Below are 23,663 nucleotides of genomic sequence, written 5' to 3' on the forward strand. Positions count from 1 at the left end.
ATTCAACTTATGTCTACTCCTATTTTACAATTAAAAGACGTTTCTATATATCAAGGTGATAGTTTAGTACTCTCTAACGTTAATGTTGAAATTAACAAAGGTGATTTTGTTTATTTAATTGGAAAAACCGGCACTGGAAAAAGTAGTTTTATGAAAACACTTTATGGCGATTTACCCTTAACCGAAGGCGAAGGACATATTGTAGATTTCGATTTAAAAACCTTAAAGGAAAAAGATATTCCTTTTTTAAGACGAAAATTAGGTGTTGTTTTTCAAGATTTTAAATTATTGCCAGACAGCACCATAAACGGAAATTTATTATTTGTTTTAAAAGCTACCGGTTGGAAAGATAAAGCTGAAATGGATACCCGTGTAGAAGAAGTTTTAAGTAAAGTAGATATGAAAACCAAAGGTTTTAAATATCCGCACGAACTTTCGGGAGGTGAGCAACAACGCGTTGCCATTGCCAGAGCGTTACTTAACAACCCTGAACTTATACTTGCCGATGAACCTACTGGTAACTTAGACCCACAAACCAGCATTGAGGTTATGGAAGTTTTACAGGAAATAAATAAAAATGGCAACACCATTTTAATGGCAACTCACGATTACGCATTGCTTTTAAAATACCCAAGTAAAACCTTGAAGTGCGATGATAGTCAGGTTTTTGAGGTGGTACAGAGGAAAGGTTGATAATGCTTTCAATTTTAATCCCAACATACCATTTTAACGTTGTTCCGTTAGTAAAAGAACTGCACAAACAATGTATTGCATGTGATATTGTGTTTGAAATATTAGTTTACGATGATGGTTCAAAATCAGAACTTAATTCAAAAAACACTTTAATAAATTCTTTACAAAATTGTACATTTAAAGAACTACCCCATAATATTGGAAGAAGTGCTATTAGAAACTTATTAGCTGTTGGTTCAAAATATGAAAACTTATTATTTTTAGATGCCGATGTAAAACCAAAAGATAAAAATTTTATTAAAAATTACTTATCAGTATTAGATAAAACAATTATTTATGGAGGCATTATAGAAAAAGAATTACCCCCTAAAAAACCCTATGTTCTCAGGTGGTTATATACAAAGAAACGAGAAAGCAAAAAAGGCTTACATTCATCAAATTTTTTGATAAAAAAAGAGTTATTCAGAAAAAACAATTTTGATGAATCTTTATTAAAGTATGGATATGAAGATTACCTTTTTTTTAATTCTTTAAAAAAACAAAACATGCCAGTGTTTTGCTTGAGAAACCCTGCAATACACAATACGGACGATGATGCTGTTACTTTTATTGAAAAAACTGAAAATTCCATCAAAAATTTGATAGAAATAATTGAAAAGGAAAAAATTGAAACAAAAAGTCAAAATATTTCTAAAAAATACGAATTACTCAAAAGAGCAAAACTAAATATGTTTGTTGCATTTATTTATAAAAATTTAAGACCTCTATTAATTAAAAATTTCAATTCGTCTCATCCATCCTTATTTCTTTTTGATTTTTATAAATTAGGTTATTACTGCACGCTAAAAAACAAAAAATGACTCCTTTTTTCTCAGTTATAATTCCATTGTACAATAAAGAAGCTTTTATAGAAAGCACCCTAAAAAGTGTTTTACAACAAACATTTCAAGATTTTGAAATTATTATTGTGGATGATGGCAGTACCGATAACAGCTACCGTGTTGCCTCTGCTTTTAAGAACGATAAAGTGCTTTTGTTAAAGCAAGAAAACAAAGGTGTTTCCATAGCTAGAAATTTTGGTATTGATCATGCTACTTCAAAATATATAGCACTTTTAGATGCTGATGATTTATGGTACGAAAATCATTTACTTGAACTAAAAAAACAAATAGATTTATTTCCTGATGCTGGATTGTATTGCAATAATTATGAAATATTTTATAGAGAAGGTTATAGCCAAAAAGCATGTTTTAATTTTGAATACAGCTTAGAGTGCTTAATTGTTAACGATTTTTTTAATGCTAGTATTGTAAATACGGTTGCTTGGACATCGGCAGTGGGGTTTTCAAAAGAGATCTTTAAAAATATGGGTGGGTTTAACCCATATTACAAAACTACCCAAGATTTAGATTTATGGATTCGGTTTGCATTAAAACATAAGGTGAGTTTTAATCCAACCATAACCATGTCTTATAAACTTTATATTAATGATAGCTTGTCCAAAAACGAGAATGAATATAACAATATACGATATGATTTTATAAAAAGCTATGCTAAAGAAGAAAAAGCAAATACTTCCTTGAAATTATATTTAGATATAAACCGTTATGCACTTGCTTTAAGATGTAAGACGCACGGTAAACTTGATTTGTACAAGAAGTTAAAAAACGAAATAGATTATACCAACCTTAATTGGAAACAAAAATTATTTTTAAATACTCCTAAGGTTTTATTAATATTAATCAAAAAATTTCAACGCTTCCTTATCAAAAACCGTATTTATTTAACGGCCTACAAATAATTTAAACGTATCAAAATCTCTAATATAATCGGCTTCATTAAAAACATCGGAAGCCAAAACTAAACATACGGAACCTGATGAAAAATTATCGATTTCGCGCCAAATTCCAGACTCTATCAACAAACCTTTATTTGGCTTGTTCAATTGTATCGTTTCAGTGTCTTTGCCATTTTTAAGATGCAGCTCAAAACTTCCGCTTAAGGCTATCAATAACTGATACAAGTTTTTGTGAGCATGTCCTCCTCTAAAGGCGTCACTTGGTACATCATATAAATAATAAACACGCTTTATTTCAAATGGAATAACATCACCTTCAATAATTCCTAAATGTCCTCTTGGATCTGAAATTTTTGGGATATCAATAATCTTTACACCTTTCATCCTTTAATCAATTAATTTTTTCCATTGCATTGCAATAGTTTCTATTTTTAAATGGCTAATACTATTTACTGTATTTTGTTTTATATAACTATATAACTGTTCATTTTCAACAAGCTTATTCATAGCATCTGTTATGGCAGGTTGATTATAATTTTCAACCAATAAGCCATTTTCATTATTTTTTATTACTTCACTTGGTCCAGAATTACAATCTACTGAAAGTACAGGCGTTCTACAAGCCAATGATTCGATTAAAGATAGCGGAAACCCTTCATATCTACTGGTTAAAACCGTAAATAAAGCTTTTTTTACATATGGATATGGATTTGCTGTAAAAGGTAGAAAAGATACATGGTTATTTAACATCTCCTTTTTTACTTTTTCTTTTATAAAACCAACATCTTCTCCATCTCCTAAAATATATAGTGAAATATTCTGTTTTATTAATTTTGAATTTTTATAAGCATCAATCAATAAGCTTATGTTTTTAGATTTATCTTGAATCCTTCCAAAAAACAAGATATATAATTTATCATTTTTTATAGATATGGGCTCATTTGCTTTTCCTGTAATCAACTTAAAATCAATAGGATTGTAAATTGTGATAATATTTTTAAAATTGTATTCCTTTATTATTTTTTCTTTAATTTTTTTGCTTACACATACCATTGTGATAACATTAGCATATAAAACTCTTGCTAAAAACTTATTTTGAGGAAGGTAATTGAGTGTATTATAATTATGTACCACTGGCAGTATCCGTTCCGCTTTAAATAGATACTTATAAATAACATACTCTTTAAGGAAAACGCTTCTTGGTCGGTTATCAATTATGACATCAAACTTATTATCGTTAAAATATTGTTTTAACAACCGTACTTTTTTAAAACTGCTTTTTGACCCTTTTAATGCCAATTCCAAATTAAAAAGCTTGCCTGAGTACGTAAATTCCACTACGTTTTTTGTAGTAAGTACATGAATATCGAAATTCAATTGGGAAAGCATTTGGGAAAGCATACCGCTAAACCGTTCTGCACCACCACCTCCCAGTGAAGTTGTTACGATGCATATCTTCTTCATTTAATAGTTAAGAGTTTAGATTAATTAAATACTTTTGTATCAAAATTAATCATTTTAATGAAGATTTTATTGATAGGAGAATACAATTCATGCCATTACACCTTAAAAGAAGGTCTTGAAGCCTTAAACCATGAAGTTTTGGTTGTTGGCATGGGTGATGGTTTTAAAAAAAGATTGGTTGACTTAAACCTTAAATTGTATTTTAGAACAGGGTTTTCATCTATTATTAAAAAAATTATTTTCAGGGTGTTTCGTATTGACATTGCCTCTGTTTTAACCCAAATACAATTCAACCGTCATAAAAGTAAATTCAAAAATTTTGATATTGTACAACTCATTAATGAGAATTCCTTTTTAACCGTTTCTAAAACAGAAATAGCATTATTATCATTTATTTTCAAACACAACCCAAACGTTTTTTTATTGTCTTGTGGTACAGACTATATAAGTGTTAATTATGCATATTTAAAAAAATTTAGATATTCTATTTTAACGCCTTATTTTGAAAATAGAGTTTCTAAAAAAGATTTTCAACACATACTAATGCGTATTGAAAAACCTTACAAAAATTTACACGATTTTGTTTATCAAAACATAAAAGGCATTATAGCCTCCGATTTAGATTACCACATACCTTTAATTGACAACCCTAAATACTTAGGATTGGTACCCAACCCAATTCAAATTAAAAAATTAAAAAAAATCGATTTAGATGTTAGTGGTAAAATTGTAATTTTTCATGGCATTAACCGAGAGAATTATTTTAAAAAAGGAAATGATATTTTCGATGCTGCATTACATATTATTAAACAAAAACATGGTCATCTCATTAAAATAATTACCGTAGAAAGTTTGCCATATAATGAATACATTACAAAATTTGATGAAGCCCATATTTTACTAGATCAAGTATATGCTTACGACCAAGGTTTTAATGCATTGGAAGCTATGGCAAAAGGTAAAGTTGTATTTACTGGAGCTGAACAAGAATGGCTAGATTATTATCATTTAAAAGAAGATACCGTGGCCATAAACGCATTGCCAGATGCGCAAAAGATTGCTGAAAAATTGGAATGGTTGTTACTAAATCCTGATAAACTTTTGGAAATATCCAATAATGCTCGTGAATTTGTTGAAAAACATCATAATTATATTGATAGCGCAAAACTATACCTAGAAAAATGGCAATCTAAAATTTAAGTTTTCAAATTTGGAAACCTTAATTCTAAAACTAACTGTTTTATATTCCATTTCAAATTAAACTAGGATAATACCTATTCATAATCAATGTTACTTTTTTGCATTTTAAAATAGTTCCAAACTGCAAATAGTACAATAAAAAAGTAAATGATGTTTCTGTATAAATGTGCCATCACAACACCTTCGGCACCATAAATAACTACCAAATATTTTGCTAAAATGTAAAACAACCCTAATGACATTAATTCGGTAATTATAAAGATTTTCACCATTTTTTTCGCTAAAAACTGATGCGAAACCACCAATGCAGCCAACCTAATAAAATCGCCTATTAATTGCCACTTAAATAATGGTTCTAAACCTAAAAAATTAGGATACACAATTTCAATAACAAGTTTTCTAAAAATATAAACCAACAACATTCCCAATCCAAAAAGAGGTAAAATGGTTTTGTATATGTTTAGTACTTCTTTTTTAAATACATGACCTTCATAAATTCGAGCAAATTTAGGAATTACGTACAATGTAAATAATCCAGAGGAAAAAACCATATAGTTTTTTGAAATAAAAGTCATTGCGGTCCAATATCCAGCTTCATTGGTACTTATTTTATTAGATATGGTTGTTCTAATATCAAGCTCTATATAATTTAATAATATCGAAGATACGAACGACATTAAGGTAAATCCTAATAATTCTTTGGCGAATGGAATTTCAACTTTTATATTTTTAAAATTGATATGCTTCTTAATAATACTACCAAATATGTATAAAATAACAAATAGCTGCAGAATGGGTGTTATAATGATGGAAAACAAAACACCTTCTAATTGATAATTATAGAGAAAAACCAATAATAGTACGGCCGATAGTAAATAACTAACCAACTCTATTTTAGCATATTTTTTATAATCGGACAATCCGTTTATGAGTCCACTAAAAATGATATTTATCGCTATAACAGGTGGTAAAAAAGCTAAAATTTTTATTAATTCCAGAAAATCTAAATTGCCAAACAATGATTGGGTAATCCAAGAAGCGTTGAAGAAAAGAATTGTTGCCGATAAAAAAGAGCCTATAAAGCCAAAAACAAATACTGTATTAAAGAACTTATTAAGTATTGCCTTTTTTTCGCTATGTTCTGAAACATATTTTACGACACCATTAAAAGTGCCAAATGAAGCGGTACTAGTTATAATCTGCATTAAATTTCTAATCTGCCCAATTTTCGCAATACCAACTTCTCCAAAAGTAACTGCCAATATCCGTTGGATAACCAATGAGATTACAAGCCTAATAGCAATAACCACAGCATTTAAAGAGGTAATCTTTAAAACAAGGTTGCCTTTAAAAATGCTTTTAAAATTTTTCACAAAATAGTATTAATTTGAATTTATGAATAATTGTTGATTGTTTTTATAACTGTTTCAACCTCATTTAATGACATAACTGGGCTTATTGGAATACTTACAATTTGATCATGTATCTTTTCCGTTATAGGCAAAAGCGTTGTTTTTAAATGTGAAAATGCACGCTGTTTGTATGGTGGAACCGGATAATGAATTAAGGTTTCAATATTATTTTCATAAAGAAAATCCACAAAACTTTGCCTGTTTTCTACCAGAAGCACAAACGCATAAAACACATGATTATCCGATTGATTATAAACAGGAAGCTTTACATTTTTATTAGTTATTCCTGATAAATAACGATTTGCTATGTCTCGCCGTTTGTTATTATCAGCGTCTAAAGACCTCAATTTTACATTTAAGAAAGCAGCTTGAATTTCATCGAGCCTATTGTTATTACCTACAAAATCATAAACATATTTAGAGGAAGCGCCGTAATTACGTAGCTTAACAATGGTATTGTTTAAAAGTTCAATATTGGTTGTAATTGCACCTGCATCACCTAATGCCCCTAAATTTTTGCTGGGATAAAAGCTAAATGCTGCGACATCTGAAAGGTTTCCTGCTTTGATACCTTGTTGATTTCTTGCTCCATGAGCTTGAGCAGCATCTTCAATAAGTAATAAATTGTTTTTTTTGGCAACGCTGTTTATGGACTCCATTTCTGCAAGCATTCCATACAAATGCACCACTAAAATGGCTTTTGTTTTAGTTGTTATATGTTTTTCAATTTCTAAAACAGACAGTGTATAGGTATGAATATCCGGTTCTACCAAAACAGGTTTTAAACCCGTTTTTTCTATTGCCATAATGGTAGCAATAAAGGTGTTTGCTGGCACTATAACTTCATCATTTTTTTTTAAAATACCTAACTCTAAATATGCCTGGAAAATCAAGATGAGCGCGTCCAATCCATTACTAACACCTATACAATAGTTTGTACCACAATAATTAGCAAAGTTTTTTTCAAAAGCAGCTACTTCATTTCCTAGAATGTAATGTCCTGAATTTAAAAATTCTTTAAATTTCTGCTGAAACTCCAATTCAAAACGTGCGTTAATTTTATGTAAGTCCAAAAACTGTATCATAGAAAAATATCGTTTAAAATTGCATAACTTTTTGTTTCAATTTTATAGAAGTCTTGAATGATTGTTCTTGCTCCAAAACCTTCTTTCCAAAACTGTAATCCTTTATTTATTTGCGACCCATTATTTTCATTAGAAGTTCCAAAATCAAAATATTTTTTTTCTTTAAATACGTCGTTTATTAAATAAAAATGCAAAAAATCTAAGCTCCCTAATGAATTTTTATTTTCATCACCAGATATATATTGAGAATGTGCCACGTATTTTGATTCAAAAACAGTAGTGCCTGCAACAATTTTATCACCACGATAAACATTAAATTGCCTGACATTATTTGGGAAACGACTTTTTAACCACGTTATTTCTTCAAGGGTATGTACTGGAGAGGCGTTATGTTTTTTCTTAAGATTTTTAATTAAAATGGCGTTCCAAAATAATTCAAAAGAATCTTCTTCTTTAACAATCAAACCATTCTTTTTCCCTCTTTTAAATCCTTCTAATCGGTTGTTAGAAATTTTCAGCTTTTCATATAAATTAATTACAGATAAAGTATCTCTTCTTATTAATTCTGTCTTGAGAATAAACATTAGATACCATATTTCATCATTAGGTAAGATCGTATAAATAGAAGGTATTTGTTTTAAAATCAAACTTTTGACAGCATTGGCTTCTAAATATTTGAGCAGGTTGTTAAAAACTTGAACTACAATTTCAAACTTCACTTCTTTTGCTAATACCAAACCGCCATAAGTCAGCCCTTGATGCGAATAAACCGTATCTTCTTTTTTATTAGCAGGTAAAACCGCTACTATTTTGTCCCTTTTATAAACTAACAATGAAAAATCTTCAAACCTCTCAGAATGATATTCCATAAAATCTCTATGAAATAAAAATGTAGCATTCTTAGATTTCTCAATAAAGCTGTTCCATTGCTTTAATTGGCTAATATCGTATCTTTTTATAGTATAAATGATCGTGAAAATTTATAATTTAAATATTATCTTTTAAGTCTTGAATATTGCTTTTATCTATTATATACAAAGGTCTGTTGTTAGTGTTTTTGTTTATTCTGCTAATATATTCTCCAATAATACCAACAGAAAGTAACTGAATTCCTCCAATAAACAGGGAACTAATAATTAAGGAAGTCCAACCTGTAATCGTTTCTTTTAACACAAAGTGAGCAAAAATAGCATATAAAATTACTATAAAAGATAAAAAAGAAATAGCAAGCCCTAATCTACTAACAAAAACTAAAGGGATATCTGAAAATCCAGTAATGCCATCCATGGCCAATTTAAACATCTTTCCATAAGAATATCCAGATTTACCATTTTTTCGATTATCTCTGTTAAACAATACATGCGTTTGCTTAAATCCCAACCAAGCAACTTGCCCGCGTAAAAACTTGCTCTGCTCTGGCATGTTATTTAACACTTTTACAACTTTCTTATCTATAAGTCTGAAATCACCTGTATCTAACGGCATTTCGAAGGAAATTAATCTTTTTAAAATACGGTAAAAAAGCTTTGATGTTGCTCTTTTAAGTAATGTTTCACCTTCTCTTATTTCTCGTTTAGCATATATTACGTTAAATCCTTCTTTGTATTTCCCGTATAATTCAGGAATTAATTCTGGTGGATCTTGTAAATCCGCATCAATAATTACGACACTATTTCCGGTGCAAAACTTCAATCCTGCTGTTACAGCTATTTGATGACCAAAATTTCTACTAAAATTTATATAAAATACGTTATCATCCTGATTAGAAAGTTTAATAAGCTCTAACAACGAGTTATCGTTACTTCCGTCATTAACAAAAATAAATTCATAATTGGAGGTAATACTTGTAACCGATGTTAATAAACGGTTATAAAGTTCAAAAATATTATCTTGTTCATTATAAACTGGAACAATTACAGAAATTTCTTTTTCCATAAATTACACTTATATAGCTTATTTATTTAAATATAAACAATAGCCTAATTTTATTACTTCGCTACTTTTTATTAGATTTAAAAATATTAAAATAAGCATTACTCCAGACGATCTCATAGTCATTTCTTAAAATAAATGAATTCATCAATTTAACTCTTTCACTATCAAATCCATTATTATATCTAATATCATCTTTTATTTTATCATTTAAATAATACTCGGTAGGTTCTGAAAAATAGAATATTGTTTCAAACTTTTGTTGCACTATAACTGGCAAAACATCTATTTCAGTTTCTGCTCTTTCCATGTTTTTTTTAAAAGAATAACTATCATATATCCATATCCAAGGGTTATACATATATGGTTTTGTTTCTGTTAAAAAATGAATCATTGGAATTTTATCATAAGTAAGTAAATAATCATTTGGCTTTACATATTTCTTTAAATTATGTAATAAATCATTTATTATAACCGATCGTTCTTTAGTTGTATAGACTCCTTTAGCAAGTTCGCTATCAATCATATATGTTTTATTAAATCTACTTCCTTGATCAAAATAAGCCTCTTGAGAAATACTATATATTTTCTGAGTACTATATATTAATAATAAAAATAGTGATAAGAATTTAATCATATTTTTTGAAACATCTTTGGATATTATTTCATTTTTAAGGCTTATTTTTATTGAGAACTGCTCCAAATGTGAAATAAAGTGAAAAAATAAAGGAATCGCTAGCCATATACACATATACCCACTGCTCCTAATTCCGCCGCTACTTCCTAATGGTAAAAACAACATCATAAGCAAAGCCAGAAAAGCCAATAACTTAATTTCCTGTTTAATTTGCTTAGTAAATAAAACGCCCAACGTTCCAATATACCCTATTACGTATATTATAAAAATACCTACACTCTTGAACCAATAAAGTAGCAATAAAGAAATCAGTATCAAAACAAACCCCTTAATAAAGCGATTGTTTTTAAAAAAATGCAACACACTTAATATGGCGATTGAAAAAATCAGTAATTGACAAAAAACGACCACTAGTTTTATATAATTATGTAAATAAGTATAAAAAAGAGACAAAACATTATGAGAACTCCCTTCTGTTTTACCTAGGTTAACTAACCCCAAAAGGGAGTTCTTCATTATGTGTACTTGGTTTAAACTTAATAACAATATATAAACCGTAATAAACCCAAGTATTATACCAAATATTGGAGCAGTGATAGTTTTAAAAACCATTTTATTTTGTAAATACCACGCGTAAGGAATTACGAGAATAAAAACAAAAAGGGTAACATTAGGTATTCTGGAAAACACATTTATCCCAAGTAAAAACCCTGCTATTATTAATAAATTATAATTACTTTTCATTATTCCTTTTAAAAAGAAAGAAATACTCATTACGGCTAGTAAAGCGGTTATATAATTATGATAAAAAGTTAAAAATCCAAAATCATTTACAAAAAGAACGATAGTTAATCCTAATAAAGCATAGACCTCATTAATAAATGTTTTCAGTATTTTATAGGAAACAACAAAAGTAAACGTATTAAAGATGATTGCTAAAAATCTAAGCCACAAAACACCACCATTTTCATAAAGCTTATACCAGGCACCTCCAACAACACCAGATAGCCAATAAACAAAATTATATTCCACACTTTCTGGAGCATTATAAATCTGTTGGTAAAATGTTAATACAAATCCATCATCACACACATCAAAACCTTGAAAAGACAAAATAATCTGTAAGATAACAACCATAAAAGTGATAAAATAAAACTCTTTATCCTTAGGCTTCTTAAGATTGAACATAGTATTAAAAAACACTAATTAGTGCGTATTAAATTGATTAACTAACTTGTTAAATATTTACTGCAATATATAAATATTGTTGGAGGTACTAAAAATAAAATTACTTTAGCAAACTTAAGTATTTAAAATACAACGATTTTTCGCTAAATTAAAAAAACATGACTATCTCTTTAGACCCTCGTTCTTTTCTTCGAATACCTTTTATTTATACAAGTTACAAAAAGTTAGTAGGAGGTTATGGAGCGAGAAAACTTTTTGTTAAAAATATAGTACGAGCAAAGCCTAATCAAAAAATTTTGGATATTGGTTGTGGACCAGGAGATATTCTTGATTTTTTACCCGAAGTCAATTATTTTGGCTTTGATTTAGATGAAAATTATATAAAAAAGGCTAAAAGCAAATATCAAGATAAAGGTAAATTTACTTGTTCGGGAATTACAGATTTCACATTACCAGACCCTGGTACTTTTGATATTGTTATAGCTTCAGGTATTGTTCATCATTTAAATAATCAAGAAGCTAAAAAGCTATTTAAAACTGCAAAAAAAGCTTTGAAACCTAAAGGACGTTTTATTACTTTAGATGGATGCTTTATTAAAAAACAAAACTTAATTTCTTACCTATTATTAAAACTTGATAGAGGTTTATTTATTAGAAAAAAAATGAATATGAAACCCTTGCCAATGAATCATTTCAAAATGTAAAATCAACTGTAGAACACTCCTATTTCCATGTACCATATACTTTATTAATTATGGAATGCTTTAATGATTAATTGATAAACTAAATAGAAGAAAAAAAAAAGATGGAATTAAATTTTGAAAAAAGATATCATGAAATTGAAAAAAGTCATTTTTGGTTCAAGGCGAGAAGAAATTATATCATACAGTTAATTAATTTAGCACCGAGAAATTCAAGTATTCTTGATGTTGGGTGTTCTTCAGGAGTTTTACTAAAAGAGTTAGTCAACAAAGGGTTTGAGCCTGATAACTTATTTGGAATTGATATTAGTCCCATAGCTATTAATAATTGCAAAGTAAATGGTATTAAAAATGTAATGGTAGCTGATGCTCAAAACATCGTTTTAAACAAAAAGTTTGATATTATTATCGCCTCAGACTGTCTTGAGCATATCAAAAATGATAAAGAAGCAATTAAGAATTGGTTTGGCCTTTTAAAACCAAATGGTTTGCTATATGTATTCGTTCCTGCTTTTAGTTTATTATGGAGCAATCATGACGAATTAAATATGCACTATAGAAGATATACAAAAAAGGAACTAACTAAAAAGCTAAATAGTTATAATATAAAATTAATAAAATCTGGTTATTGGAATTTTACCCTCTTTATGCCTGTACTTATAGTTAGATTATTTAGTAAGATTCCAATTTTTAAAACGAAAAATTCAACTGGTAATCTGTACAAATTACCATTGCTAAATAGTTTATTTTTTCATTTGTTAAATTTTGAAAATAAAATTTTGAGACACCTTAACATACCATTTGGAATCAGTACATACTGTGTTGTAAAAAAAGTAAAGAAAACACATAACTAACAAAATACTATTCATCAACCCGACCACTATCAATCCCAAAAAGCGAGCTGCCAAATATGAGCAATATAATACCATAATACATAATATAACTCACAAAATGCGCTATAACAGCACCCTGTACGTTATCGTACAAATCTATAAAATAAACACTGGTTGTATATAAAATAATTACCAAAAAGGCTTCGGTTAAAATATAGTGCCAAAACATTTTTTTTGCCAAAAACTGATAGGCTATAACCATAGATAGTACTTTTACGAAATCGCCTAACAATTGCCATAAAAACAAGTCTTCAACAGGTTTAAAATCGTCTGAAAATATAATAGTTACTATATATGGTTTCAATAAATACATAGCCACCAACCCTGTAAGCAAAATAGGTATTACAGTTTTATAAAAACCAAACACTTCTTTTCTAAATTCTTTAATGTCATCTATTTCAGAAAATCTAGGTAATATATACAAGGCCATTAAAGAGCTTACAAGCATTAAATAATACTTAGATATTCTTGTCATGGCTTCCCAGAAGCCTGCATCTTTATATCCAACATTTTCTATAATATAAGAACGAATGGCAAGAGCTACAAGTGGCATAATAACAGCCGAAAAAAGAGCCATTAAAGAATAATTGCCCATTTTTTTAGCAAAACTAAAACTAATGTTTCGAACCTTAATTAAAGGCGTTAAAGAACGTCTATTAATAATTCCTACCAATGTTATTAAGAATATTAATGACTCTGCAATAACGACCGAAATTAATGCTCCATTGATTTTATTTTGATAGATTAAAAGCAAAGCGATGGAAACACTTAATATTTGACCAATTATATTAATTATAATCAGGATTTTATACTTAGAAAAACCATTCATTATGGAAAAGGCAAACATGTTTAAAGCATAAAAAGGCAATACCATGGCAAAAATCTTAATTACAAATGCATAATTATTGTAATCTGGAAATATAATATCATTTATTAATTGGGCATTGAAATAACAAAAAAATGACACTAAAATAGTAGAAGTAAAACCAACGTAATAAATGGTAGATATTGCTTTACTTAGCTCTACAACATCATCTTTAAAATCTGAAATATATTTTACGGCACCATTATAAAAACCAAGAATGGCAATGGTTTGAAACGAACTCACGAAATTGCGTAAATTACCAATTAATGCTAAACCAGTAGGCCCAATAAAAACCGCAATAGCCTTTGAAGTTAATATTCCGGCAATTATTCTGGTTAGTACTGAGGCTGCTTGTAACGAAGTAACTTTAATTAAAACGTTAGTGTTTATATAATCTATTAATTTTCTCAATTAATATGAGTATTTACTTGTTATTGATACAAAATAATAAACTGAACAAATGACACCTATATAACTGAAATTTGAATAGTTTATTATTTAATATATTTTTTAAGAAACCAAATATACAAAATCATTTTACGTATCAATAGAAATTCAATTTTAGAAAGTAAGAATCAACCTTCTTTGTCCGTTATTTTTTTAATAAGTAGTACATATTGATGCAGAAAATAGCCGTATTAGTTATAATGATGGGTTTTGATAGTGGCTCTAACAAAATACCATAAAACACAAATAGTAAACACCCAAAGGAGTTTACTATTCGTAAATTACGCACCGATTTCATTAAAAATGAAATAAGCAGGGTTGCCATGGCTGCATACCCAACCCATTCTACATATGAAATTCCTGCAAATTCCATATTTTAAATCGATTTATTTCGTTTTCTTTCTACCTCAGTTAAGTAAATTTTACGTAAACGCAAATGGTTTGGAGTTACTTCAACATACTCATCTTTTTGAATATATTCTAACGCTTCTTCCAACGAGAATTTTATTGCTGGAATAATTCTAGCTTTATCATCTGCACCAGATGAACGTACGTTACTCAACTTTTTAGTTTTAGTTACGTTAACCGTCATATCATCACCACGCGAGTTTTCTCCAATTACTTGTCCTTCGTAAATATCTTCACCCGGATCTACAAAAAACTTACCTCTATCTTGTAATTTGTCAATAGAATAAGGTATAGCTTGTCCTTTTTCCATAGAAACCAACGAGCCATTTTGACGCTCTGGAATGCCACCTTTTAGCGGTTGATATTCTTTAAAACGGTGTGCCATAATAGCCTCACCTGCCGTAGCCGTTAATAATTGGTTTCTTAAACCAATAATACCTCTTGACGGAATCATAAATTGGCAAACCATACGGTCGCCTTTAGCTTCCATGCTTATCATATCACCTTTACGAAGCGTTACCATTTCAATGGCTTTACCAGAAACAGTTTCTGGTAAATCAATCGTCATTTCTTCAACTGGCTCGCATTTTACGCCATCAATTACTTTTATAATAACCTGTGGCTGACCAATTTGCAACTCATACCCTTCACGACGCATGGTTTCAATTAAAACCGATAAGTGCAATACCCCACGACCAAAAACCATAAATTTATCAGCACTATCCGTTTCATTAACACGAAGCGCTAAGTTTTTTTCAAGCTCTTTAGTTAAACGGTCTTTTATATGGCGCGATGTTACAAACTTTCCATCTTTTCCAAAGAAAGGCGAATCGTTAATGGTAAACAACATACTCATAGTTGGCTCATCAATAGCGATGGTTTTTAAACCTTCAGGGTTTTCAAAATCGGCAACCGTATCACCAATTTCAAAACCTTCTAAACCAACAATCGCACAAATATCTCCTGTTTGAACTTCATCTACTTTTTTACGGCCTAAACCTTCAAAAATATGAACTTCCTTAATTTTAGATTTTACAATGCTTCCGTTTCTTTTTACCAAAGCAATATTTTGTCCGGTTTTTAAACCACCACGCGTTAATCTTCCAATAGCAATTCGTCCAGTAAAACTAGAAAAATCCAACGATGTAATTAACATTTGTGTAGAACCTTCTTCAATTTTTGGTGCTGGAATATGTTCAATAACCATATCTAATAATGGTTCAATATTATCAGTTTGGTTTTTCCAATCGTCACTCATCCAATTGTTTTTTGCCGAACCGTACACGGTTGGAAAATCCAACTGCCACTCTTCTGCTCCCAGCTCAAACATTAAATCGAACACTTTTTCATGCACTTCCTCTGGCGTACAGTTTTCTTTATCAACTTTATTGATAACAACGCATGGTTTCAACCCTAAATCAATTGCTTTTTGAAGCACGAAACGTGTTTGTGGCATCGGGCCTTCAAAAGCATCAACCAACAACAACACGCCATCTGCCATATTAAGTACACGTTCTACTTCACCGCCAAAATCCGCGTGACCAGGGGTATCAATAATATTAATTTTGGTGTCTTTATATATAACCGATACGTTTTTAGAAGTAATAGTAATACCTCTTTCACGCTCTAAATCATTATTATCAAGAATTAAATCTCCTGTATTTTCATTATCACGAAATAAATGACAGTGATACATAATTTTATCAACCAACGTAGTTTTACCGTGGTCAACGTGTGCAATAATTGCAATGTTTTTAATATTAGCCATATAGGGTCTCTTATTTTTGAGGGTGCAAAGGTAACTATAAAATATGGAATAAATTATACATTATCTTTTTTTTGGGCATTACCCTTTGTGGCTATTAAAATTAAGAACAAAATATAATGTAAGTAACTAAGCCACAAAGGGTCGCGCTATCCATTTTAGCTTTTTTGCGCATAGGCGTGCACAAAAAAGGCTGCCATTTCTATCGCTAATGCAACTAGCAGCCAAATTCATTACTTTCAATTTAAAAAGAACATAATATTTAAGCTAATAATTTATATTTACGCAGGTTATTTTAAACACCATAAACAACCGCTGTGAAAAGTTTCAGTATTACAAATAACTGTATAGTAAAAATAAGAAAATTAAGCAAACCTCAACTTGCAACTAGTCAAATAACATGAACCCCAACAATTAAAATATTTATGAAGTATAGTTTTAAACTCGCCGATTTTCCAGATTCAAATTTTGAAATTGAAATCTCTAACTGGACAGGAAAATCTAAATTATTAATGGATAATCTTCAAATAGAGCAGTCTAAAGAAAAAGGAAAGCCATATCTTATTCCATCCACAAACGGAGAATGCATTAAGGCTTTCCCTAAGCAATCGTTCCCAGATCTTATTCCAGCATTAGAAATAAATGGAATTAAAAATCAAATCGTTGAAAAACTTATATGGTTTCAATATGTTCTTGGTGGACTTCCAATTTTACTGCTATTTGTAGGCGGAGCAATTGGTGGTGCAATTGGGGTTTTGGGTGCTATGCTAAATTTTAACATTTTCAGACAAGAAGGAACTGAAATCTCTAAATATATCAAAGTAATTGGTGTAGTGGCTGGCTCCTACATTTTGTACACGATACTTACAATATTTTTACTAAAATTGATAAATTAGTTTTTTTGAAAACATATACACTTCCCGTTTCACAAAGTCTCATATCTTCGTGAGCGTTATATTTCATGTTTAAAAAATAAAACATGAAACCTATCAAATGATATTGTTAACACGCTAAAAACTGCCCACATATGCACATGTAACACATATTACATAATAATTAAGTTTTAATCCTATCTTTGCACCATATTAAATCATATTACTTATGAATCTTCAAGATATTCCAAAAATAAAGCACACCAATTCTAATAATTTTTTTCTGCTTTGTGGTCCATGTGCCATCGAAGGTGAAGACATGGCATTGCGCATTGCCGAAAAAGTAATTACCATCACCAACAAATTAGAAATCCCTTATATATTTAAAGGGAGTTTTAAAAAAGCCAACCGTAGCAGAGTGGATAGTTTTACAGGAATTGGCGACGAAAAAGCTTTAAATATTCTTAAAAAAGTATCAGAAACATTTGATGTACCAACCGTTACCGATATTCACGAAATTAGCGATGCCCAATTAGCGGCTCAATATGTAGATGTATTACAAATTCCTGCTTTTTTAGTACGCCAAACCGATTTGGTAGTTGCTGCTGCCGAAACAGGCAAAGTAATCAACTTAAAAAAAGGACAATTTATGAGTCCGGAAGCCATGAAACACGCCGTACAAAAAGTGTACGATTCTGGTAATAATAAAGCATGGATAACCGATAGAGGCACCATGTTTGGCTACCAAGACATGATTGTCGATTTTCGTGGTATTCCAACCATGCGCCAATATGCACCAACGGTTTTAGATGTAACACACTCATTACAACAACCTAATCAATCCACAGGAGTAACAGGTGGACGCCCCGATATGATTGAAACCATAGCCCGTGCAGGTATTGTTAATAATGTAGATGGCTTATTCATTGAAACTCATTTCGATCCCGCAAATGCAAAAAGTGATGGCGCCAACATGCTACATTTAGATAATTTAGAAAAACTGCTTACCAATTTAGTAGCTATTAGAAAAGTAGTAAACACATTATAATTTAAGCCCAAAATATTTAACATGACACTCAAACCTACATTAGGCATCATCCTATTTTTGCTTTCACTAAATCTAATTGCTCAAGATTCTGAAACTATAAAATATACCGCTTCAAACAAAGGCAAATTCTTTGTGAGCTGGGGCGGAAATAGAGAAAGCTTTTCAAAATCGGATATTCATTTTAAAGGTGAAGACTACGATTTCACAATAAAAGATACCGAAGCTAAAGATAAACCTAAAGGCTGGCACATCGATTATATTAACCCAAGCAGAATTACCATTCCGCAGACCAATGTTAAAGTGGGTTATTTTATATCAGACCATTATACGGTTGCTTTGGGAGTTGACCATATGAAGTATGTGATGCAACGCAACTTAAATAAAGTGGTTGATGGCTATATAAATTTACCAACAAACGAAGCAGGGTCAATTTACAATGGTACTTACAACAATGAAGACTTTTTGGTTTCTGAAGATTTTTTAATGTTTGAACACACCAACGGTTTAAACTATGTGTATGCAGAAATTGCCAGAGTTGATGATATCTCATCATTATTTCACCTTCCGAATATCGATAAATTTCAAATTAAAATGACCGAAGGTATTGGCGGCGGTGCTTTATATCCTAAAACAAACACCACATTACTTCAAAAAGAGCGATTTGATGAATTTCATTTGGCTGGTTACGGTCTTTCAATAAATGCAGGTGTTAATTTTACATTCTATAAACACTTTTTTATGCAATTGGATTTAAAGGGTGGCTATATTGACATGCCAGATATTAGGACTACAAGTAATACAGCAGAAAGTGCATCGCAACATTTTACTTATTTACAGCGTATTATTGCTTTTGGTGGTATTTTTAATATTTAAATAAACCAAGCTTTTTTGCTTTTGCAAAGTATATTTGAAGCTTCATGAAGTAAGGCTACAAAATTTTCATGGTCTAAATCTTCCAAAGTTTTTAGTCGAATGGAACGCACTTGCTTTCTATTATTATCATTTTTCAACATAGGAAACTGCTTTTCTAATAGAATACCTTGTACAAAAGCCACATCAACATAGTCTTTCCCTTTTAGGATATTTAAATAAATCATGGTTTTTTTTGATATGTTATAAAACGGAATTCTATAACTGTACTTCTCCTCTACTTCTGGAAGCGTATTCAATATTACACTTCTTACATAAAGCATGATGGACTGGTAAGGTTCTGTTTGATTAAGAAAATATGTATCTACAGGTTTCACTTTTCATTCAGAATTAATTATTTCAAACTTAACGAATATTTATGATGATACATTCAAAAATATTTATTTACTTTGTATTTCAAAGTACTTTTATATGGAATCAAAAGATTATTTAAAAGATATTAGTGAAATCAAAAACATGATGAACAAATCATCGCGTTTTATTTCTTTAAGTGGTTTATCTGGAATTTTGGCGGGTATATATGCCTTAATTGGGGCAGCTTTAGCTTATTGGATTGTTACTTCTTCCGTAAGAGGCTATTTAATTTTAGATGGTACCATATTTAGAATTTGTGTTTTCATTTTATTGATGGTGGCTTTTTTAAGTATCGTAACTGGTATCGTTTTAACAACTAGAAAAGCAAAAAAGCAAGGTGCTGAAATTTGGGATAATACATCACGAAGATTAGTATATAACTTTTTAATACCTCTAGTTGCAGGTGGTCTTTATATTATAATTATACTAAGTCAAGGTAAATATGGACACACAGGAGGTTTAATGCTTATCTTTTATGGTTTAGCCTTAGTAAATGCATCAAAATTTAGTATTGGCGATATAAAGTATTTAGGGTTTATTGAAATAATATTAGGTCTTATTGCTGCCCTATTCCCCGGTTATGGTTTCTGGCTTTGGGTTTTAGGTTTTGGCGTTATGCATATTGTTTACGGCACTTGGATGCATTTTAAGTATGATGTAAATAAGTAAGCAGTATTCAGTCGCAGTTAGCAGTTTAATACTTATGAACACATCAACAAATAAACACATCAACAAATAAACTTTCTTTTGAGCATAATAAATAACATAAATAAAGTATTCGATCACCGTATTAGATTAGGCATCATGTCTATTTTAATGGTGAATGAGTATGCCGATTTTAATATGCTAAAAGAACTTCTAGATGTTACCGATGGCAATTTAGCAAGCCATACCAAAGCTTTAGAAGCTGCCGAATATATAAAAGTAGAAAAACAATTTATTGGCCGAAAACCAAACACACGCTACAGTACCACCAAATTGGGAGAACTTGAATTTAAAAAACACATTGAAGCCCTCGAAAAATTAATTAATAAACAATAACCCTATTTTTTTAACTATTTACTTTGAAATACAAAGTACTTTAAAATCAATAATTATGGAAGAAATAAACCCACAACCTCAACAAAACAAATTTGGCAACTGGCTAAAAACATCTATTACTGCACGTATGCTTATGGTCGGTTTTTTAATCATCATTTTACTAATACCGCTATCTTTTATTGAAAGTCTTATCCGCGAACGCTCGTTTAGGCAACAAGATGTAGTAAACGAAATCAATGAAAAATGGGGAAATAATGTTTTGGTATATGGCCCTATTTTAAAAATTCCGTACAAAACCTATTCAGAAAAAACAACATTTAATGAGACAACAAAAACCTATTTAAAAGAAATCCAAACGCATGTTAATTACGCTTACATATTCCCCGAAAAATTAACAACCGATGTTAATGTAAATTCAAAAACCTTAAACCGTGGTAATTTTGAATCGGCTGTTTTTACCACCGATATGACCTTGTCTGGTTTCTACATTCCAACAGATTTAACCGATAAAGACATTAAACCTGAAGATATTATTTGGGAAAAGGCAAGCATTGTAATGAAAACATCCAATTTAAAAGGCATAAAAAATGAAGTTCTTATTAAGCTAAACAATAACAGTTACGCATTTCAAACCAATTATAATGATGAAAATAATGGTAGAAATTCCCGCTTAGATATTTTAGAAACTGGATTTTTAAACCAATCGCTTATTAACGGTACAGAAAATTCAAACTTCAGTATAAAAATTTCGTTTAACGGAAGCAAACAAATTGAATTGATTCCTATAGGCAGAACTACAGATATGAAAATGAAATCCAATTGGGCAGACCCTAGTTTTATTGGCAATTACTTACCAAACGACGAAACTAAAGAAATCACAAAAAATGGTTTTAAAGCAGATTGGAAAGTACTGCACATAAACAGAGCCTTTTCACAACAACACCTAAATAAAATACCCGACTTAAGCGAATTCGCATTCGGAACCAAATTCATGGTCATGGTGGATGAGTATCAAAAAAGCGAACGTTCAGCAAAATATGGTTTTTTGGTTATAGCCTTAACGTTTTTAATATTCTTCTTAATTCAAACCTTAAGCAAAATAAACATCCATCCATTTCAGTATTTAATGATTGGGTTGGCGCTCACCATGTTTTACACGCTTTTAGTTTCCATTTCCGAGCACAGTAATTTCTTAAAAGCCTATTTAATAGCAGGAATTTCAGTCATTGTACTCATTACATTCTATTCAAAATCCATTTTAAAAACCTTTAAGTTTCCGCTATTTATCGGGCTATCACTCACGGCACTTTATACTTTTATTTATGTCATTATTCAGTTAGAGAACTATGCACTTTTAGTAGGCAGCATCGGTCTGTTCTTAATATTAGCCATCGTTATGTACGTATCCAGAAAAATAGATTGGAACAACGGATAATTTTATTAATTAATTATATGGGCGTTACCCCCGAAGAAAAATCGGGGGTCGCGCTTTCCGTTACAAGTCCTCGCTCCTACGTCGCTGTGGGCTTTCCACTGCAATCGCTAACGCAAAAAAACAAACTATGAACAATTTTATAACAACAACAAAGGCAATAGCCGCTATTAGTTTCATTTTTGGAACTATTTTATTTGCGCTTCAAATATCTTTTCGTCACTCTCATATGTTTATTTACCCTGGTTTCATATTTGTAATAGTCGCAATCATATTAAACACCATTTCTTTTTTGGGATTATTATTTTATTTACTAGGAAACCCAAAAGAAAAACTTGAAATTATAAAAGCATGCGGTATAGTACTCCTGAACATTCCCATAGCAATCTTATATTTCATTATAATAATAAACATAGACTTTTCAACCCAATTTTAAATCATGAAACTACAATTCAACAAAACATACATTATTCTTACCCTGTTACTTTTCACCGCCGAAACATTCATAGCCATATTCTTAAAAACTGGCTTCATTCGTCATACGTTTGGCGACTATTTGGTAGTTATTTTAATGTATTGCTTCTTCAAAAGTTTTATTAAAGGCAATCATTTATATATAGCATTGAGTGTGTTAGCTTTTTCTTTTGCTATTGAGTTTTTACAATTGGCAAACATTCTAAAACCGTTGAACTTACAAAACAGTCAAGCAGCAAAACTAATACTGGGTAGCACTTTTAACTTTTCAGATTTGGTAGCTTATACTTTAGGAATCATCACTGTTATCATTGTTGAATTAAAATCTGCAAAGCTATGTACACTATAAAACAATTTATTTTTAATCAATTTAAGCTTTATTCCATAATAACCATATCGTTAATATTTAGCTTGTTTTTGTTAATGGTACGCGTAAAATTAAACCATTCGTTCTTTTACCTGTTTTTAGTATGGAATTTATTTTTGGCCATTGTTCCTTTTGGCATTACAACCTATTTAAGATCTAAAACAAACATTAAAAAAATCAAACTTGTACTTTATTTTGGTGCATGGTTATTGTTTTTACCGAATGCGCCATATATTATTACAGACTTAATACATTTACGATTAAGCGCAGACTCCTATTTATGGTTGGATATTTTGGTAGTAACATCGTTTGCCTGCAATGGGTTGTTATTATTTTATTTATCTATGATAGATATGAAAAATATTTTGAAAACTTATATAAACAAAACAGCACTCCATTACTTGTTAATTACGGTTCTATTTGCTTCAAGTTTTGGCGTTTATTTAGGTAGGTTTTTACGTTACAACTCTTGGGAAATTTTAAGCAATCCTAAATATTTAGTTTTGGATATTTTAAATATACTGTCACACCCCCTTGCATTTAAAGAGGCTTGGTTATTTACAATTTTATTTGGAATATTCTTAACTATTGGCTTTTGGGTATTTCAGCACGTCTATTATAAACAAGTATTAGAATTAAGCGAGTAAAACACGATTA

The 23,663-nt window shown here is 30.2% G+C and carries 25 protein-coding genes; 14 read left to right on the forward strand and 11 right to left on the reverse strand.

The features are described 5' to 3' along the window. Positions 1-9: 9 nt before the first annotated feature. Genes EV196_RS06960 through EV196_RS06970 form a run of 3 tightly spaced genes read left to right on the forward strand, consistent with a single transcriptional unit; the run spans position 10 to position 2,494 of the window. Positions 10-693, forward strand: coding sequence for a cell division ATP-binding protein FtsE (locus tag EV196_RS06960; protein WP_132216736.1), 684 nt, complete (start codon positions 10-12; stop codon positions 691-693). A gap of 2 nt (positions 694-695) precedes the next feature. Continuing rightward, positions 696-1,553, forward strand: coding sequence for a glycosyltransferase (locus EV196_RS06965; RefSeq protein ID WP_132216739.1), 858 nt, complete (start codon positions 696-698; stop codon positions 1,551-1,553). Further along, positions 1,550-2,494, forward strand: coding sequence for a glycosyltransferase family 2 protein (locus tag EV196_RS06970; protein ID WP_132216742.1), 945 nt, complete (start codon positions 1,550-1,552; stop codon positions 2,492-2,494). The genes EV196_RS06965 and EV196_RS06970 overlap by 4 nt, the downstream gene beginning before the upstream one ends. On the opposite strand, the gene EV196_RS06975 is transcribed toward EV196_RS06970, so the two are convergent. Continuing rightward, the gene (locus EV196_RS06975; protein ID WP_132216745.1) at positions 2,477-2,875 is read right to left on the reverse strand and encodes a sugar 3,4-ketoisomerase; all 399 of its coding nucleotides are present in this window, start codon (positions 2,873-2,875) and stop codon (positions 2,477-2,479) included. The genes EV196_RS06970 and EV196_RS06975 overlap by 18 nt on opposite strands. 3 nt (positions 2,876-2,878) lie before the next feature. Next, entirely contained in the window at positions 2,879-3,955 is a 1,077-nt protein-coding gene (locus tag EV196_RS06980; RefSeq protein WP_132216748.1) for a glycosyltransferase, read from the reverse strand. Between the two features lie 57 nt (positions 3,956-4,012). On the opposite strand from EV196_RS06980, the gene EV196_RS06985 reads away from it, so the two are divergent. Next, positions 4,013-5,155: a glycosyltransferase gene (locus EV196_RS06985; RefSeq protein WP_132216751.1), complete on the forward strand. Its 1,143-nt coding sequence runs from the start codon at positions 4,013-4,015 to the stop codon at positions 5,153-5,155. A gap of 74 nt (positions 5,156-5,229) precedes the next feature. Here EV196_RS06985 and EV196_RS06990 read toward each other — a convergent pair whose 3' ends face one another. The 5 genes from EV196_RS06990 to EV196_RS07010 form a co-directional block, all read right to left on the reverse strand. Continuing rightward, the gene (locus EV196_RS06990; protein WP_243652196.1) at positions 5,230-6,528 is read right to left on the reverse strand and encodes an O-antigen translocase; all 1,299 of its coding nucleotides are present in this window, start codon (positions 6,526-6,528) and stop codon (positions 5,230-5,232) included. Positions 6,529-6,548: 20 nt separating this feature from the next. After that, complete coding sequence (locus tag EV196_RS06995; protein WP_132216754.1) at positions 6,549-7,652, reverse strand: DegT/DnrJ/EryC1/StrS family aminotransferase; 1,104 nt, start codon at positions 7,650-7,652, stop codon at positions 6,549-6,551. Continuing rightward, the gene (locus EV196_RS07000; protein WP_132216757.1) at positions 7,649-8,521 is read right to left on the reverse strand and encodes a GNAT family N-acetyltransferase; all 873 of its coding nucleotides are present in this window, start codon (positions 8,519-8,521) and stop codon (positions 7,649-7,651) included. The genes EV196_RS06995 and EV196_RS07000 overlap by 4 nt, the downstream gene beginning before the upstream one ends. Positions 8,522-8,639: 118 nt before the next feature. Next, positions 8,640-9,587, reverse strand: coding sequence for a glycosyltransferase family 2 protein (locus EV196_RS07005; RefSeq protein ID WP_132216760.1), 948 nt, complete (start codon positions 9,585-9,587; stop codon positions 8,640-8,642). Between the two features lie 61 nt (positions 9,588-9,648). Next, positions 9,649-11,409, reverse strand: coding sequence for a hypothetical protein (locus tag EV196_RS07010; protein ID WP_132216763.1), 1,761 nt, complete (start codon positions 11,407-11,409; stop codon positions 9,649-9,651). 158 nt (positions 11,410-11,567) lie between these two features. On the opposite strand from EV196_RS07010, the gene EV196_RS07015 reads away from it, so the two are divergent. Both EV196_RS07015 and EV196_RS07020 read left to right on the forward strand, forming a co-directional pair. Then, complete coding sequence (locus tag EV196_RS07015) at positions 11,568-12,113, forward strand: class I SAM-dependent methyltransferase (RefSeq protein ID WP_132216766.1); 546 nt, start codon at positions 11,568-11,570, stop codon at positions 12,111-12,113. Positions 12,114-12,214: 101 nt separating this feature from the next. Next, a complete protein-coding gene (locus EV196_RS07020) occupies positions 12,215-12,964 on the forward strand; it encodes a class I SAM-dependent methyltransferase (protein ID WP_132216769.1) in 750 nt (249 codons plus the stop codon). 7 nt (positions 12,965-12,971) lie between these two features. Here EV196_RS07020 and EV196_RS07025 read toward each other — a convergent pair whose 3' ends face one another. From EV196_RS07025 to typA, 3 genes are all read right to left on the reverse strand, one after another. Beyond that, positions 12,972-14,279 carry an O-antigen translocase gene (locus tag EV196_RS07025; RefSeq protein ID WP_132216772.1) on the reverse strand — a complete coding sequence of 436 codons (1,308 nt, stop codon included), beginning with the start codon at positions 14,277-14,279 and terminating at the stop codon, positions 12,972-12,974. Between the two features lie 181 nt (positions 14,280-14,460). After that, entirely contained in the window at positions 14,461-14,688 is a 228-nt protein-coding gene (locus tag EV196_RS07030) for a uroporphyrinogen decarboxylase (RefSeq protein ID WP_132216775.1), read from the reverse strand. 3 nt (positions 14,689-14,691) lie between these two features. Then, positions 14,692-16,491 (reverse strand): translational GTPase TypA, encoded by a 1,800-nt coding sequence (typA, locus tag EV196_RS07035; RefSeq protein ID WP_132216778.1) that lies wholly within the window; start codon positions 16,489-16,491, stop codon positions 14,692-14,694. A 422-nt stretch (positions 16,492-16,913) separates the two neighbouring features. On the opposite strand from typA, the gene EV196_RS07040 reads away from it, so the two are divergent. From EV196_RS07040 to EV196_RS07050, 3 genes are all read left to right on the forward strand, one after another. Then, the gene (locus tag EV196_RS07040; protein ID WP_132216781.1) at positions 16,914-17,384 is read left to right on the forward strand and encodes a hypothetical protein; all 471 of its coding nucleotides are present in this window, start codon (positions 16,914-16,916) and stop codon (positions 17,382-17,384) included. 205 nt (positions 17,385-17,589) lie between these two features. Beyond that, positions 17,590-18,408: a 3-deoxy-8-phosphooctulonate synthase gene (gene kdsA / locus EV196_RS07045; RefSeq protein WP_132216784.1), complete on the forward strand. Its 819-nt coding sequence runs from the start codon at positions 17,590-17,592 to the stop codon at positions 18,406-18,408. 21 nt (positions 18,409-18,429) lie between these two features. Continuing rightward, positions 18,430-19,281 carry a hypothetical protein gene (locus EV196_RS07050; protein ID WP_132216787.1) on the forward strand — a complete coding sequence of 284 codons (852 nt, stop codon included), beginning with the start codon at positions 18,430-18,432 and terminating at the stop codon, positions 19,279-19,281. Here the strand turns inward: EV196_RS07050 and EV196_RS07055 are convergent. Next, positions 19,278-19,655, reverse strand: a complete 378-nt coding sequence (locus EV196_RS07055) for a DUF1801 domain-containing protein (RefSeq protein WP_132216791.1) — start codon at positions 19,653-19,655, stop codon at positions 19,278-19,280. The two genes, EV196_RS07050 and EV196_RS07055, sit on opposite strands and share 4 nt — an antisense overlap. Before the next feature lie 94 nt (positions 19,656-19,749). On the opposite strand from EV196_RS07055, the gene EV196_RS07060 reads away from it, so the two are divergent. The 5 genes from EV196_RS07060 (at position 19,750) to EV196_RS07080 (ending at position 23,653) form a co-directional block, all read left to right on the forward strand. Next, a complete protein-coding gene (locus tag EV196_RS07060) occupies positions 19,750-20,361 on the forward strand; it encodes a hypothetical protein (RefSeq protein ID WP_132216794.1) in 612 nt (203 codons plus the stop codon). 78 nt (positions 20,362-20,439) lie between these two features. Further along, positions 20,440-20,733, forward strand: a complete 294-nt coding sequence (locus tag EV196_RS07065) for a winged helix-turn-helix domain-containing protein (protein WP_132216797.1) — start codon at positions 20,440-20,442, stop codon at positions 20,731-20,733. 55 nt (positions 20,734-20,788) lie between these two features. Continuing rightward, complete coding sequence (gene creD, locus EV196_RS07070; protein WP_132216800.1) at positions 20,789-22,168, forward strand: cell envelope integrity protein CreD; 1,380 nt, start codon at positions 20,789-20,791, stop codon at positions 22,166-22,168. A 436-nt stretch (positions 22,169-22,604) separates the two neighbouring features. Then, positions 22,605-22,988, forward strand: a complete 384-nt coding sequence (locus EV196_RS07075) for a ribosomal maturation YjgA family protein (protein ID WP_132216803.1) — start codon at positions 22,605-22,607, stop codon at positions 22,986-22,988. Next, positions 22,976-23,653 (forward strand): DUF1361 domain-containing protein, encoded by a 678-nt coding sequence (locus tag EV196_RS07080; protein WP_132216806.1) that lies wholly within the window; start codon positions 22,976-22,978, stop codon positions 23,651-23,653. The genes EV196_RS07075 and EV196_RS07080 overlap by 13 nt, the downstream gene beginning before the upstream one ends. Positions 23,654-23,663 lie beyond the last annotated feature (10 nt).

It is taken from the genome of Mariniflexile fucanivorans, assembly GCF_004341235.1.
Classification (GTDB): Bacteria; Bacteroidota; Bacteroidia; order Flavobacteriales; family Flavobacteriaceae; genus Mariniflexile; species Mariniflexile fucanivorans.

What these genes read in the sequence shown, in the direction of transcription:
- EV196_RS07010 (WP_132216763.1), bottom strand. Translation starts at nt 11,409, where the DNA reads ATGTTCAATCTTAAGAAGCCTAAGGATAAAGAGTTTTATTTTATCACT.
- EV196_RS06965 (WP_132216739.1), top strand. Translation starts at nt 696, where the DNA reads ATGCTTTCAATTTTAATCCCAACATACCATTTTAACGTTGTTCCGTTA.
- EV196_RS07050 (WP_132216787.1), top strand. Translation starts at nt 18,430, where the DNA reads ATGACACTCAAACCTACATTAGGCATCATCCTATTTTTGCTTTCACTA.
- EV196_RS07000 (WP_132216757.1), bottom strand. Translation starts at nt 8,521, where the DNA reads ATGGAATATCATTCTGAGAGGTTTGAAGATTTTTCATTGTTAGTTTAT.
- EV196_RS06980 (WP_132216748.1), bottom strand. Translation starts at nt 3,955, where the DNA reads ATGAAGAAGATATGCATCGTAACAACTTCACTGGGAGGTGGTGGTGCA.
- EV196_RS07015 (WP_132216766.1), top strand. Translation starts at nt 11,568, where the DNA reads ATGACTATCTCTTTAGACCCTCGTTCTTTTCTTCGAATACCTTTTATT.
- EV196_RS07005 (WP_132216760.1), bottom strand. Translation starts at nt 9,587, where the DNA reads ATGGAAAAAGAAATTTCTGTAATTGTTCCAGTTTATAATGAACAAGAT.
- EV196_RS07040 (WP_132216781.1), top strand. Translation starts at nt 16,914, where the DNA reads ATGAAGTATAGTTTTAAACTCGCCGATTTTCCAGATTCAAATTTTGAA.
- kdsA (WP_132216784.1), top strand. Translation starts at nt 17,590, where the DNA reads ATGAATCTTCAAGATATTCCAAAAATAAAGCACACCAATTCTAATAAT.
- EV196_RS06970 (WP_132216742.1), top strand. Translation starts at nt 1,550, where the DNA reads ATGACTCCTTTTTTCTCAGTTATAATTCCATTGTACAATAAAGAAGCT.
- EV196_RS07020 (WP_132216769.1), top strand. Translation starts at nt 12,215, where the DNA reads ATGGAATTAAATTTTGAAAAAAGATATCATGAAATTGAAAAAAGTCAT.
- EV196_RS07060 (WP_132216794.1), top strand. Translation starts at nt 19,750, where the DNA reads ATGGAATCAAAAGATTATTTAAAAGATATTAGTGAAATCAAAAACATG.
- EV196_RS07030 (WP_132216775.1), bottom strand. Translation starts at nt 14,688, where the DNA reads ATGGAATTTGCAGGAATTTCATATGTAGAATGGGTTGGGTATGCAGCC.
- typA (WP_132216778.1), bottom strand. Translation starts at nt 16,491, where the DNA reads ATGGCTAATATTAAAAACATTGCAATTATTGCACACGTTGACCACGGT.
- EV196_RS07075 (WP_132216803.1), top strand. Translation starts at nt 22,605, where the DNA reads ATGAAACTACAATTCAACAAAACATACATTATTCTTACCCTGTTACTT.
- EV196_RS06985 (WP_132216751.1), top strand. Translation starts at nt 4,013, where the DNA reads ATGAAGATTTTATTGATAGGAGAATACAATTCATGCCATTACACCTTA.
- EV196_RS06995 (WP_132216754.1), bottom strand. Translation starts at nt 7,652, where the DNA reads ATGATACAGTTTTTGGACTTACATAAAATTAACGCACGTTTTGAATTG.
- EV196_RS06975 (WP_132216745.1), bottom strand. Translation starts at nt 2,875, where the DNA reads ATGAAAGGTGTAAAGATTATTGATATCCCAAAAATTTCAGATCCAAGA.
- EV196_RS06960 (WP_132216736.1), top strand. Translation starts at nt 10, where the DNA reads ATGTCTACTCCTATTTTACAATTAAAAGACGTTTCTATATATCAAGGT.
- creD (WP_132216800.1), top strand. Translation starts at nt 20,789, where the DNA reads ATGGAAGAAATAAACCCACAACCTCAACAAAACAAATTTGGCAACTGG.
- EV196_RS07080 (WP_132216806.1), top strand. Translation starts at nt 22,976, where the DNA reads ATGTACACTATAAAACAATTTATTTTTAATCAATTTAAGCTTTATTCC.